Source organism: Coprococcus sp. AM11-30B (assembly GCF_027674365.1).
GTDB classification, from domain to species: domain Bacteria; phylum Bacillota; class Clostridia; order Lachnospirales; family Lachnospiraceae; genus Allocoprococcus; species Allocoprococcus comes.
Map to the genome: position 1 here is coordinate 88,734 of NZ_JAQDVB010000003.1, position 13,146 is coordinate 101,879.

Annotated in this window: 11 protein-coding genes; 1 reads left to right on the forward strand and 10 read right to left on the reverse strand. The window is 43.8% G+C overall.

From position 1 onward, the window contains the following. Positions 1 to 4: 4 nt before the first annotated feature. Positions 5 to 709 (reverse strand): TIGR01906 family membrane protein, encoded by a 705-nt coding sequence (locus PGU50_RS02415; protein WP_118217292.1) that lies wholly within the window; start codon positions 707 to 709, stop codon positions 5 to 7. A gap of 128 nt (positions 710 to 837) precedes the next feature. Here PGU50_RS02415 and PGU50_RS02420 point away from each other — a divergent pair, with 128 nt between their 5' ends. Beyond that, positions 838 to 1,716, forward strand: a complete 879-nt coding sequence (locus PGU50_RS02420; RefSeq protein ID WP_008374739.1) for a LysR family transcriptional regulator — start codon at positions 838 to 840, stop codon at positions 1,714 to 1,716. A gap of 8 nt (positions 1,717 to 1,724) precedes the next feature. Here PGU50_RS02420 and PGU50_RS02425 read toward each other — a convergent pair whose 3' ends face one another. The 9 genes from PGU50_RS02425 to grpE all read right to left on the reverse strand — a co-directional run bounded on the left by PGU50_RS02425 (position 1,725) and on the right by grpE (position 13,129). After that, a complete protein-coding gene (locus PGU50_RS02425) occupies positions 1,725 to 4,097 on the reverse strand; it encodes an ATP-dependent DNA helicase (protein ID WP_270246080.1) in 2,373 nt (790 codons plus the stop codon). A 156-nt stretch (positions 4,098 to 4,253) separates the two neighbouring features. Further along, complete coding sequence (locus tag PGU50_RS02430) at positions 4,254 to 5,090, reverse strand: Mrp/NBP35 family ATP-binding protein (RefSeq protein ID WP_117823958.1); 837 nt, start codon at positions 5,088 to 5,090, stop codon at positions 4,254 to 4,256. Between the two features lie 35 nt (positions 5,091 to 5,125). Then, positions 5,126 to 5,503 (reverse strand): RidA family protein, encoded by a 378-nt coding sequence (locus PGU50_RS02435; RefSeq protein WP_117556305.1) that lies wholly within the window; start codon positions 5,501 to 5,503, stop codon positions 5,126 to 5,128. Between the two features lie 84 nt (positions 5,504 to 5,587). Continuing rightward, on the reverse strand, positions 5,588 to 6,952 hold the full coding sequence (locus PGU50_RS02440) for an MATE family efflux transporter (RefSeq protein ID WP_270246081.1): 1,365 nt from the start codon (positions 6,950 to 6,952) through the stop codon (positions 5,588 to 5,590). 1 nt (position 6,953) lies between these two features. Then, positions 6,954 to 8,138 carry an iron-containing alcohol dehydrogenase gene (locus PGU50_RS02445; protein WP_181974493.1) on the reverse strand — a complete coding sequence of 395 codons (1,185 nt, stop codon included), beginning with the start codon at positions 8,136 to 8,138 and terminating at the stop codon, positions 6,954 to 6,956. Positions 8,139 to 8,212: 74 nt separating this feature from the next. Beyond that, positions 8,213 to 8,761, reverse strand: a complete 549-nt coding sequence (locus PGU50_RS02450; protein ID WP_070097332.1) for a DUF6465 family protein — start codon at positions 8,759 to 8,761, stop codon at positions 8,213 to 8,215. 351 nt (positions 8,762 to 9,112) lie between these two features. Beyond that, positions 9,113 to 10,300 (reverse strand): molecular chaperone DnaJ, encoded by a 1,188-nt coding sequence (gene dnaJ / locus PGU50_RS02455; protein ID WP_008374725.1) that lies wholly within the window; start codon positions 10,298 to 10,300, stop codon positions 9,113 to 9,115. 218 nt (positions 10,301 to 10,518) lie between these two features. Continuing rightward, positions 10,519 to 12,393 carry a molecular chaperone DnaK gene (gene dnaK, locus PGU50_RS02460; RefSeq protein ID WP_008374721.1) on the reverse strand — a complete coding sequence of 625 codons (1,875 nt, stop codon included), beginning with the start codon at positions 12,391 to 12,393 and terminating at the stop codon, positions 10,519 to 10,521. An 88-nt stretch (positions 12,394 to 12,481) separates the two neighbouring features. Further along, positions 12,482 to 13,129: a nucleotide exchange factor GrpE gene (gene grpE / locus PGU50_RS02465; RefSeq protein ID WP_022220706.1), complete on the reverse strand. Its 648-nt coding sequence runs from the start codon at positions 13,127 to 13,129 to the stop codon at positions 12,482 to 12,484. Positions 13,130 to 13,146 lie beyond the last annotated feature (17 nt).

Consider the following 13,146-nt stretch of genomic DNA (forward strand, 5'->3'; position numbering starts at 1 on the left):
ACAATTACCGTGAACCGCATCTCTTATTTATCTTTTTCTGAACAATACTGCAGACAAGAGATATGATTAAAAACACAGCAAAAATACTTCCGATCCTCATCACCATATCATAGAAAAAGCCCTCCGGAAGCATCCGGATCATATAGTCTTCTGCCGGATCAAGGATCCATAAGTTATTGTTAAAGAAAATATGATGAAAGATCACGAAATATTTGTTAAAGTCTCTTGAGAACAGAAATCCTGCCACCGCGGTAAGTGCCAGAAATACCGCCAGCACCCGCTGATACATCTGCGGGATCAGTCTCTTCCAGTCTGCTTTCATAAGCACAAGTGCCGCCATTGAAAAAAGCAGTACGATGATCGCTCCCCTCCGGATTGCAAGTCCGCCAAGAAAAAGTCCCTGCACATCTGCCATATGAAGCCGGTCCTTCTCATTGAAAAAATCCTGTATATTTCCTTCCACTTCCGTCTCGATACTCAGTTTCTTCTCGTTGCCCCGCAAATAAGACATCATGAATTTTGTCACCTTCATAATATCCGGCATCTCCATATAAAGTTCATCCGCTACCTTATATTTTTCATATTCTTTTTCATAAAAATTCCAGTCTCCGTATGCACCAATCTCAAAACTGCTGATCAGCAGGATCACGATCAGTGAAATACTCGGCAAAATCGCCAGGATTTTATGCAGCCATTTCTTTTTTGCCATCCTTTTTCTCCTTCTCTTTTTTGTCTATAGTTTAGCAACCCTGTCTTCATTTGTCAAAAATGGTTTTCTCTTGAAATTTCATTTTTTATCACTTATAATACTAATAGGTTTTATAAGGAGGACTAATAATGGATATCAACTATGAATTATATAAAGTATTTTATTATGTTGCAGACACGCTCAGCTTTTCTGAGGCTTCCAAGCAGCTCTTTATTTCACAGTCCGCTGTCAGCCAGTCCATTAAAGCACTGGAAAAGAAACTGGATCAGGTTCTTTTCATCCGAAGCACAAAAAAAGTTCAGCTCACCCCGGAAGGCGAGATCCTTCTGCGTCATATCGAACCGGCGATCAATCTGATCAAGCGCGGGGAATCCCAGATCATGGAAACAGCCTCTACCGGCGGTCAGATCCGCATCGGTGCCAGCGACACCATCTGCCGGTATTTTCTGGTCCCTTATCTGGAACGTTTCCACAAAGCTTTCCCTAACGCACATATAAAAGTGACCAATGCCACTTCGATCAAGTGTACGGAACTTCTGGAGAACGGTCAGGTAGATCTCATTGTCGCTAACTATCCGAACGTTTACCTTGGCAGTCTTGCCTCCTTCCGAAAGATCCGTGATTTTCACGATGTCTTTATCGCAAACCAGTCCTTTGCGGAACTGCAGGGGAAAAAGCTTTCCCTCAAAGAACTGCAGCGTTATCCGATCATCATGCTGGACAGAAAAAGTACAACCAGTGAATTTCTGCATTCTCTCTTCCAGCAGCATCAGTTGGATCTGGTTCCTGAAATCGAGCTGAGCAGCAACGATCTTCTGATCGATCTCGCACGGATCGGACTTGGCATCGCTTTTATTCCGGACTACTGTGTACCAAAGAATTCCGACCAACTCTTTGTCGTCCAGACCGAAGAACAACTTCCAAAGCGTCAGCTGGTTGCCGCGTGGAACGGACATGTTCCGGTTTCCCGCGCGACACAGGCATTTCTGGATTACTTTAATGCATAAAAAGTTTCTTAATTATCCGTCTGTTTTTCCCAGAACAGACGGATTTTTTCTTCCACAATGTCTAACCGGCATCTTTCACAGTCCGCCCATTCTTTCGGGAAAATCTCTTTCCCCTTCTCCCTCTGAAAACGCTCATCCAGAAGAAGTATCACTCCGCGGTCATCCTCTGTGCGGATCACCCTTCCTGCTGCCTGCAAAACCTTGTTCATCCCCGGATACCGGTAAGCATAGTCAAATCCGTAAAGTCCCTTCTGGTCAAAATAGCTTTTCAGGATTTCCCGCTCATTACACACTTGCGGCAGCCCTGTTCCGATGATCAGTGTCCCGATCAGCTTCTCATTTGTCAGATCGATTCCTTCTGAGAAAATCCCGCCAAGAACTCCAAAACCGATCAGACTTTTCTCTCTTCCCATTTCAAATGCACGCAGGAAATTTTCCCGTTCTTCTTCATCCATGTGCTTCTGCTGAATAACCAGTTCCATCTCTTCTTCATCTGATGCAAGAAGCTGTGTAAATTCCTGATACACATCTTCCATAAACCGGTAAGACGGGAAAAAGATCAGATAATTCCCCATTTTTGCTTTCACTACCCGGAAAATGTATGTCGCATATCGTTGATACATTTCCCTGGAACGCATGGCGTAACGGGTACTCACATCCACACCATTCATAAGCAGTCTCTTCTTTGTATCAAACGAAGAATCAATGTAGACCGCATAGTTATCTTTTTCCGTACTCAGAAGTCTTTTGTAATACTGGATTGGCAGAAGTGTTGCCGAAAAGAATACAGCACTGTTCCCCTTATCCAGACATTTCTGCAGATTTGCCGCCGGGTTAACACAAAACAACTTCAGAACAAATCTTCCATTCTCCTGATACTCCGTATAGATGACATAGTTCTCATCCAACCCATCATATATATTCAGGAAAGATCTCACTTGAAAATAAAAATCCAATACGGTTTCCCGGACTTCTTTATCCACACATTCCTCGAGATACCGGTCTGTCTCAGATAGTACATTCATAAGCTGGATTCCAAAATGCGAAATATTGTCCAGCACCTTATAGTTTTCACACTCTTTTTTCATTGCCAGAAGAATCTTATTGCATGCCTCCAGTCTTTTTGCAAACCGCGGTGCTTCTCCCTTTACCAGTTTCTTCACCGCAAGAAAGTCCTCCTTGCATAACTCTGCACTGTACATCTGCCGTCCACGTTCTACCAGATTGTGTGCCTCATCGATCAAAAACAAATATCCTCCAGCGCCACCTTCTGCAAAGAAACGCTTGAGCCGGGCATCCGGATCAAACACATAATTATAATCGCAGATCACACCATCCACCCAGGTTGACACATCCAGTGCCATTTCAAATGGACAGACCTTATGTTTTCTTGCCTGCGCTTCCAACACTTCCCGGCTCATCACATCTTCCTGCATCAAAAGCTCATAGACCGCATCATTTACCCGATCAAAATGCCCTTTGGCATATGGGCAGTCATCCGGATTGCAGCTTGTCTCCTCACAGAAACAGATTTTTTCTTTCGCCGTTAAAGTGATCACTTTGAACTTCAGATTCTGTTCCCGCAAGGTTTCGAATGCCTGCTCCGCCACCGTCCGGGTGATTGTTTTTGCCGTCAGATAAAAAATCTTCTCGCCCAGTTCTTCTCCAACCGCTTTCACTGCCGGAAATACCGTTGAAATCGTCTTCCCCACTCCGGTTGGTGCCTGGATGAACAACTTTTTCTTCCGAAGAATCGTCCGGTAAACAGATACCGCAAGATCTCTCTGCCCTTTACGATATGGAAACGGAAATTCAATCCCTTTAACAGATGCATTTCTTGCCTTTCTCCATTCAATCTGGAACTTTGCCCATTTTTCATACTGTCGGATCACTTCATCGAACCAGACTTTCAGTTCATTACTCCGATAAGAATACTGAAACCTTTTCACCTCTTCCGTCTCCATCTGGCAATAGGTCATCTGTACCCCGATCTCATCCACCCCTTCCTGTTCTGCTACCATGCTGGCATAACATTTTGCCTGTGCCAGATGAATGCCTGCCGGCTCCTGCACCCGGTCAAGTTCCCGCAGAACACCCTTGATCTCATCTACCATGACCTGCTCTTTTGTATGAATCAGTCCGTCGGCACGTCCTTCTATTTTCAAAGTAAACCCATCACAGACGATCTCTGTCTTAAGAGGTACCTCCGCCTGATAATCCGATCCCATCTGTCTCTGGATCTTCCGGTGAATCCGGCTTCCCATCTGCATATTCTCCGGATCTTGTCCGCCTCCTGTTCGATTGTCAATATTCCCTTCTCTTAAAATAAACTCCACAAGGTTTCGCACCGAAATCCGGATCATCGGGAGATTCTCGTCCATGTTCTTTCTGCCTCCGCTTTTTGCTACCTGTTATCATACCATAAACACATGTTCCTTGCCAATTGTATCCGTCCTGTCATGATATGGCTTTTCACATTTTCCGTACCTCTATAGCTAAAAAGCCCCGGCGATCATCATCTCGCCGGAGCTTTCTTCTTAATTGAACTTGTCAATGATGTTTTTAAGATACTGGTTGTCTGCCTCATAGAACTTCTCCTGTTCTACAATTTCGGCAAGTTTCGGATCGATCGGCATCTTTCCGAGTACTTCTACCCCAAGTTTTTCTGCAATCTCGTCAATGTGGCTTTCCCCAAATACAGATATTTTCTTTCCACAGTCCGGACATTCCAGATAACTGTAGTTTTCCACCAGTCCGAGAACCGGTATGTTCATCTTCTTTGCCATATTGTAAGCTTTCTCTACGATCATCTGTACCAGATCCTGTGGCGAAGTCACGATCACAACGCCGTCTACCGGAAGTGACTGGAATACCGTAAGAGGAACATCCCCTGTTCCCGGCGGCATATCAACAAATAAGAAATCCAGATCTCCCCACATTACATCAGTCCAGAACTGGGTTACTACTCCTGCGATCACCGGTCCTCTCCAGATGACAGGATCTGATTCGTGTTCCAGAAGCAGATTGACCGACATGATCTTCGTGCCGTCTTTTGCAACGCACGGGAACATTCCCGCCTCGCTTCCGACTGCACTTCCATGCACTCCATACATCTTCGGGATAGATGGTCCTGTGATATCCGCATCCAGAATACCAACTGAATATCCCTGCTGTACCATCATACGTGCAAGAGATGCTGTCACCATTGATTTGCCGACTCCACCTTTACCGCTGACTACTCCAATTACTTTTTTTACCTGTGAATACGGATTTGCCGGTGCTTTCAGATCTTTCTTCGCACTGCTGCATGAACCCGCATGCGCACAGGAAGAACACGATTCCGGCGAACATCCGCTGTTCTGCTCTTCTGCCATAACGCCATCCTCCTAATTTTCAGGATTTATAAATCCTATTCTTCTACTGCTGCTATCACTTCAATTTCGCAAAGAAGGTTCTTTGGAAGTGTCTTAACAGCAACACAGCTTCTGGCTGGTTTTGATGTGAAATATTTCGCATAAACTTCGTTAAATGCGGCAAAATCTCCCATATCAGCAAGGAAACAGGTTGTCTTTAATACTTTGTCAAAAGAAGTTCCTGCTTCTTCAAGGATTGCTCCGATGTTCTTACATACCTGGTCAGCCTGTCCTTCGATGGTATCAGCTTCTACAGTATCTGTAGCCGGATTGATCGCAATCTGTCCTGCTGAATAAAGGATTCCCCCATGTACATATCCCTGGGAATACGGTCCAAGTGCTTTTGGTGCTTTTTCTGTTGATACTAATTTCATGTTGCAAATCTCCTTTTCAAATATATTCTTTCTATATCATATCACATCTGCCTCAAAATTCCAAATTTATTTTCGCATACAATGTTATGCCAGCTCTGCTTTTTCTCTCGTCACATTCTGAATCCATTTATAGCTTCGGTAGCGCATGACTGTGATCGGTACTTTGATCACCTCATCACTCATCAGAAGGATATAAACAACCTGCACCGGCGCATGAAAGACAAAGGCAGCGATCATACCCAGCAGAATAGAGCATCCCCACATGGTAGACACATCCAGGATCAGACCAAACCTGGTATCTCCTCCTGCCCGGAATACACCCACCACAAGGGTCGTATTGATCGCCTGGCAGAGTGTAAAGTAAGACATAACAAAAAACATAAAATAAAGATACCCCTGCGCTTCCTTTGAGAGTGTCATCACATGATTTGCAATCGGAGCAGCTATCAGAATGATGCCGCCTCCTACCGCACCAGTAATAATACTCAGCCACAAAAATCTTTTTCCATACTCTTTTGCCAGATGAAACTCTTTTGCACCGATGGTCTTACCAAGATAAATGGCAGTCGCATTGGATACACCAAAGGCAACCACCGTTGCCAGCTGTCTTGCAACCTGAGCAACAGAATTTGCTGCCACCGCAGCACTTCCCAGATGACCGATCACTGCTGTATTCGCTGTAGAACCAAGTCCCCACATCATTTCATTCAAGATCACCGGACTCGCATAAATCAGAAAGTCTTTTAGAAGCACCTTGTCGATCTTACGCATATAGACCGGGTGAAATCTAACGTCATGGTTTTTTACTTTTGCATACCAGATTACAATGATAAGTTCTACGATCCTTGCTGTCAGAGTTCCGATTGCCGCACCCATAATTCCCATCTTCGGTAAACCAAATAAGCCAAAAATAAGAAGCGCATTTACCAGGACATTACAAACTAGTGACGCGCTGTAAACAACCGTTGCGATCACAACCTGCTCGATACTCCGCATAATGTAAAGATAGACCTGCGTTGCCGCCATCAGAACATAGGAAAGCGCCACGATCCGCAAATATTTCACACCTTCTGCGATCACGGCCGGGTCACTGGTATAGATATGAAGCAGCACTTCCGGAATGATTTCCGCAACAATGGTAAAAAGAGCTGCACAGCTGACACCGATGGTCATTCCCATTCCAAGGATTTTTTCAATCGTCTGTGTATCTTTCTTTCCCCAGTACTGTGCAGTCAAAACCGTTGCACCTGATGTTGTACCAAAAAGGATCAGTGTCATGACAAACTGTATCTGCCCTGCAAGGGATGCACCTGAAAGAACTTTTTCGCTGACTCTTCCAAGCATCAGCACGTCTGCCGCCGTCACACCCACATTGATCAGATTCTGAAGTGCCATTGGGATTACAAGTGCGAACACTTGTCTGTAAAATTTTCTCTTATTTATTTCCATCTTATTTTTCTGCCGCTTTCCGGAAAATCTGGTATACATCTTCGGCAGTAAGTTCTTTGATTTTTGAAAGTTTTACGGTATCATTTAATGTCGCAGCCATAGAAAGTTCCCGCAGATCTTCCTCTGATACTTCTCCGATCTCCAGTTCCTTTAAATTTGTCGGCATATGAATCTCACGGAAATATTCTACAGTCCGGCGAATTCCCTCTTTTGCGGCTTTCGCCACATCTTCTTCCTCTACGCCCCATACTTTTTTTGCGTAATGCGCAAATCTTTCTTCATCGTTTTTATAGACATATTCTGCCCAGGATCCCCAGACAGCTGAAAGGGTTGCACCATGCGCCTTATCATATTTTGCACCAAGTGCATGTCCGAGCTTATGTACAGAAAAATCTTTTGCTCTTCCGAGACCTGTCAGACCATTATGGGAAAGGCTTCCTGCCCACATGATTTCACTCATGGCATCGTAGTCTGTCGGATTCTCCAGACCTTTCTTTCCATTTTCAATCACAACCCGCAGAACTCCCTCTGCAATCTCATCTGTTATCTGATTTCTCGTATTTGGAATAAAATATCGCTCCAGTGTATGCATCATGATATCCACGATTCCGCACGCAATCTGATATTTTGGAAGCGTATAGGTAAGAACCGGATTCATAATCGCAAACTTCGGGCGGTTCAGGCTAGTGCTGATTCCTCCCTTTTTCCTTGTTTCTTCGTTTGTCAGAACTGCGGAATCGCTTGTTTCACTTCCTGCTGCCGCAATCGTAAGTACGCATCCTACCGGTGTCGATCTGGTAAGTATGATTTCACCTCCCCAGATTTCCTCCAGAGACCAGTCCGGGTTTGCCACACCATGGGCGATTGCCTTTGCTGTATCAATAGAACTTCCACCGCCTACTGCAAGAAGAAAATCCGCACCGAACTCAATTGCTTTCTCAACGCCTTCCTGTGCATATGCCATCCGGGGATTTGGCTTTACTCCGCCAAATTCCGCATAAGCAAGTCCTTCTTTTTCCAGGGCTTCTTCTACCTGCGCAAGAAGTCCGCTTTTCTTTACACTTCCACCGCCATATACGATAAATACACGGCTTCCGCCCCATTTCTTAACTTCTTTCCCAACTTCTGCCTGTGTGTTTTCTCCAAACAGGATTTCTGTCGGGGTATACTGTATAAACTTTTGCATTTTACCTCTCTCCTTAAAAAAATCCGAACCGTTCAATAAAGATTGCGGTTCGGACTAAATCTTTCAGTCTTATCTTATAACCATACTTTTCCGGTATGTTCGCCATTGATTACATAGTATACTGCATAATCTTCCGGTTTTACATAAAGCTCAATACTCTTGATCTCGGAAATTTTATGTTTCTGTTTTGTCCAGTCTTTTTTTACTGAAGCAATCATATCTTTTGTGTTTACTTCTTTTTCACCATACTGAAGAACAACTTCTGTTTTGATTTCTTTCTTTGCCGCAGATTTTTTTGCTGTTGTTTTTGGTGCTGCTTTCTTTACTTCTTTTGTAACTTTCTCTGCAGTTTTCTTCACTTCTTTTGCAGCTTTTTCAGCTGTTTCTTCTACTGTTTTTTTCACTTCTCCTGCAGCTTTTTTTACCTCCTGCGCTTTCTTTTCAACAGTAGCCTTTACTTCTTTCGGCTGTGCTTCTTTTTTAGCAGTTTCTTTTACTTCTTCTACTTTTTCGCTGACTTTATCTTCTGCTGCTTTAACTGCTGTTTTTACTTCTTCTTTAGTTTCTGCCGCTGCCTTTACCTCTGCTGCCTTTGTTTCTTTTATCTGTTTTTTCAGTGCCATATTGGTTTGCCCTCCTTAACCGCTAAGCCTTACTATTTTAAATCCGCAAAACTGACAATACGCTGTGTTATCATTTGCTCTTTGACATTATAGCATACTAAATGAAAAAAGTCACATTTTTTCATTTAATTTTACTTGCCTCCGTGTTATACTATAAAAAGACGAGAAAAGGAGGTACGTGTTATGGGTATTTTAGTAGCACTGATCGGTGTAGCAATCATCGCCGCTGTCGTTGTTGCTTCTTTCACTGCCGTTCTCGGAGGTGTCATCGGAGGAGAACTGGAAGACGAAGAAGAATAAAAAAAGGTGGCTGTGAAAAATTCAATCGAGTTTTTCACAGCCACCTTTTTATTATTCTTCAAATGTTTCTTTTAACTTATCCATGAACCCTTTTTTCTTAGCTTTACCCTTCGATTCAGAAGCCGGCTCTTCCTGGTTCAGTGTATTTCCTGTCAACTGATCAAAATGTCTAAGCACTTCTTTGGCTTCCGGACTTAATTTTTCCGGAGTCTGAATAACCAGCGTCACGTAATGATCACCTCTGACCTGAGGATTTCTCAAAGAAGGTACCCCTTTTCCTTTCAGGCGTACTTTTGTATCAGTCTTAGTTCCCGGTTTTACGGTATAGATCACATCACCATCAACCGTCTTGATTCGCACATCACCACCAAGTGCTGCCTGCGCAAACGAAATTGGTGCAGTTGAGAAAATATGAACATCCTGTCTCTGGAAGATTGGATGTCTGGAAACCGTAACTTCTACCAGAAGGTCTCCCCTCGGTCCGCCATTCACACCCGGTTCACCTTTTTCACGGATTCTTACGCTCTGACCATTGTCAATACCTGCCGGGATTGTGACTTTGATCTTCTTGCGGCTTGAAGTATAGCCTGTTCCACCACAGTCCGGACATTTCTCACGAATGATCTTACCCGTTCCATGACAGTCCGGACAGGTCTGCACATTCTGCACCGTTCCGAAGAACGACTGTGATGTATAAACAACCTGACCTTTTCCACCACATTTTGAACAGGTCTCCGGACTTGTTCCCGGTTTTGCTCCTGTTCCGTTACACTTTGTACATGGATCTTTCAGAACGATATCCAGTTCCTTCTCGCATCCAAAAATTGCTTCCTCAAATGTAATCCGGACACCTTTACGGATATTGGCGCCTTTCATCGGACCATTGTTCGCACGTCCGCCTCTTCTGCCACCGCCAAACAGATCACCGAAGATATCACCAAAAATATCACCAAAGTCTGCCCCGTTAAAATCAAAACCGCCATATCCACCGGCTCCGCCTGCACCGCCTTCAAACGCTGCATGACCAAACTGATCGTACTGACGCCGTTTGTCTGCATCACTCAGAACAGCATAGGCTTCAGAAGCCTCCTTGAACTTCTTTTCGGCTTCTGCATCTCCTGGATTCATATCCGGGTGATATTTTTTCGCCAAAGCTCTGTATGCTTTTTTCAGAGTCGCATCATCCGCATCTCGTGATACGCCCAGGATCTCATAATAATCCCTTTTTGCCTCTGCCATAATCCTACCTCACTTAGATATTTCTCAAAGTATTTTAATACAGAATGTACCCTGGCACATTCTCATGCCCGCGCCGGCTCTCTGCAACATCTTCTTTGCACATGCAGTTCACCTAACCGGAGGCTTTTTATGTCATAAAAAACTATTTTTATTTATGATACATGAAATCTGCAAGACGGTATAATGCCGCCTTGCAGTTTCTCATCTTATCTTACGGATTAAACTTCTTTGTAATCTCCGTCAACTACGTCATCTCCGTTAAATCCTTCCGGAGCCGGTCCTGCTTCTGGTGCAGGTCCAGCCTGTGGTCCTGCCTGACCAGCCTGTGCGCCTGCCTGTTCGTAAACCTTTGTGAACAGTTTCTGAGCGCTTTCCATCAGTTTTTCTTTTCCTGCTTTGATTTCTGCAACCTGAGCATCTGTAAGTTCTTCTGTATTCGCTTTCGCAAGCAGATCTTTCAGAGCCTGTACGTCAGCTTCTACTGCTGCTTTGTCTGCTGCATCGATCTTATCTCCAACTTCGCCAAGTGCTTTTTCTGTCTGGAATACCATAGCGTCGGCATCGTTCTTAGCATCGATTGCTTCTTTACGTTTCTTATCCTGAGCTTCAAATTCAGCAGCTTCTTTTACAGCTTTGTCGATATCTGCATCAGACATATTAGATCCTGCTGTAATTGTGATGTGCTGTTCTTTTCCTGTTCCCAGATCTTTTGCAGATACATTTACGATACCGTTTGCATCAATATCGAATGTAACTTCGATCTGTGGGATTCCACGTGGAGCCGGCGGAATTCCATCCAGTCTGAACTGTCCGAGGGACTTGTTATCTCTTGCAAACTGTCTTTCACCCTGTACAACATTGATGTCAACGGCTGTCTGGTTATCAGCTGCTGTAGAGAAGATCTGGCTCTTCTTTGTCGGGATTGTTGTGTTTCTCTCGATCAGTCTTGTAGCTACACCACCCATTGTTTCGATAGAAAGTGAAAGTGGAGTTACATCAAGAAGAAGGATGTCGCCTGCGCCTGCATCTCCTGCAAGCTTACCACCCTGGATAGAAGCACCAAGTGCTACACATTCATCCGGGTTAAGAGATTTACTTGGTTCTTTTCCTGTCAGACGTTTTACTTCTTCCTGAACTGCCGGAATACGTGTAGATCCACCAACAAGAAGTACCTGACCTAAGTCTGCTGCTGTAAGTCCTGCATCAGAAAGTGCACGTCTTACCGGTTCCTGTGTCTTTTCTACAAGGTCACGTGTCAGTTCATCGAATTTAGCTCTTGTAAGAGTCATATCAAAATGCTTCGGTCCTTCAGCTGTTGCTGTGATGAACGGAAGGTTGATGTTTGTTGTTGTTGCAGAAGAAAGTTCTTTCTTTGCTTTTTCAGCTGCTTCTTTCAGTCTCTGAAGTGCCATTCTGTCTGTTGACAGGTCTACGCCTTCTTTTGCCTTGAAATCTGCAAGCATATAATCTGTGATCTTCTGGTCGAAGTCATCTCCACCAAGTCTGTTGTTACCAGCTGTAGAAAGAACTTCGATAACGCCGTCACCGATCTCGATAACAGATACATCAAATGTACCACCGCCAAGGTCGTATACCATGATCTTCTGTTCTTTTTCATTGTCAAGTCCATATGCAAGAGCTGCTGCTGTAGGCTCGTTGATGATACGTTTTACATCAAGACCTGCAATCTTACCTGCATCTTTTGTAGCCTGACGCTGAGCATCGTTGAAGTAAGCCGGAACAGTGATAACTGCTTCCGTAACTTTTTCTCCAAGATATCCTTCTGCATCTGCTTTCAATTTCTGAAGGATCATAGCTGAAATTTCCTGTGGAGAATATTTCTTTCCATCGATGTCTACTTTATGATCTGTACCCATCTCACGCTTGATAGATGAGATTGTCTTTTCTGCATTTGTTACTGCCTGACGTTTTGCAGGTTCACCTACAAGACGTTCTCCTGTCTTTGTAAATGCTACTACAGATGGTGTAGTTCTTGCTCCTTCTGTATTTGCGATTACGACCGGCTGTCCACCTTCCATAACCGCTACACAACTGTTTGTTGTACCTAAGTCAATACCAATGATTTTGCCCATTATGAAGACCTCCTGTTAATATAATAAAAATTGTATTTTGCTTTGTTATTTATATAAAGTGTATCGTAAATGCGGTACACGGTATATCTTAGTTTGCTACCTTTACCATGCTGTGTCTTACGACTGAGTCACGGTACATATATCCTTTCTGGAATTCCTCAGCTACTACATTTTCACCAAGTTCTTCATCCTCCACATGCATCACTGCATTGTGGAAATTCGGATCGAATTCCTGACCAACTGCTTCGATCGGTTTTACTCCGATTCCTTCCAGTGTGCTCATCATTTGTTTATAGATCTTATCCATTCCATCTACGAACGGATCATCTTTCTTTTCTTCCGGTACGGACTGAAGTCCGCGTTCAAAGTTGTCTACAATCGGAAGAATTTTTTCTACAACATCTTTGGCTCCGATCTCATACATCGCTGACTTTTCTTTTTCAGTACGCTTTCTGTAATTATCGAACTCAGCCATGTGTCTCGTAAGTTTGTCTGTCAGATCTGCGATCTGCTCATCCTTTTTATCTTTTTTATTTTTCTTTTCAAACAACTTCTTTTTCTTTGGTTCTTCAGCATCTTCGGAATTCGTCTCTTTACCAACAGCTTCTTCCTCTGTTGCTTCGGTTTCTTCCGCGTCTTCCGGTTCCTGCCCTTTTGCCTCCTGCTCTTTGGCTTCTGCCTCCGCAGCTTTCTTTGCTTCTTCCACTGCTTCTTTTACCATTTCTTCATTACTCATCTTTTTATCCAATGGTT

What these genes read in the sequence shown, in the direction of transcription:
- PGU50_RS02445 (WP_181974493.1), bottom strand. Translation starts at nt 8,138, where the DNA reads ATGCAAAAGTTTATACAGTATACCCCGACAGAAATCCTGTTTGGAGAA.
- PGU50_RS02415 (WP_118217292.1), bottom strand. Translation starts at nt 709, where the DNA reads ATGGCAAAAAAGAAATGGCTGCATAAAATCCTGGCGATTTTGCCGAGT.
- dnaK (WP_008374721.1), bottom strand. Translation starts at nt 12,393, where the DNA reads ATGGGCAAAATCATTGGTATTGACTTAGGTACAACAAACAGTTGTGTA.
- PGU50_RS02430 (WP_117823958.1), bottom strand. Translation starts at nt 5,090, where the DNA reads ATGGCAGAAGAGCAGAACAGCGGATGTTCGCCGGAATCGTGTTCTTCC.
- PGU50_RS02450 (WP_070097332.1), bottom strand. Translation starts at nt 8,761, where the DNA reads ATGGCACTGAAAAAACAGATAAAAGAAACAAAGGCAGCAGAGGTAAAG.
- PGU50_RS02420 (WP_008374739.1), top strand. Translation starts at nt 838, where the DNA reads ATGGATATCAACTATGAATTATATAAAGTATTTTATTATGTTGCAGAC.
- PGU50_RS02435 (WP_117556305.1), bottom strand. Translation starts at nt 5,503, where the DNA reads ATGAAATTAGTATCAACAGAAAAAGCACCAAAAGCACTTGGACCGTAT.
- PGU50_RS02440 (WP_270246081.1), bottom strand. Translation starts at nt 6,952, where the DNA reads ATGGAAATAAATAAGAGAAAATTTTACAGACAAGTGTTCGCACTTGTA.
- PGU50_RS02425 (WP_270246080.1), bottom strand. Translation starts at nt 4,097, where the DNA reads ATGGACGAGAATCTCCCGATGATCCGGATTTCGGTGCGAAACCTTGTG.
- grpE (WP_022220706.1), bottom strand. Translation starts at nt 13,129, where the DNA reads ATGAGTAATGAAGAAATGGTAAAAGAAGCAGTGGAAGAAGCAAAGAAA.
- dnaJ (WP_008374725.1), bottom strand. Translation starts at nt 10,300, where the DNA reads ATGGCAGAGGCAAAAAGGGATTATTATGAGATCCTGGGCGTATCACGA.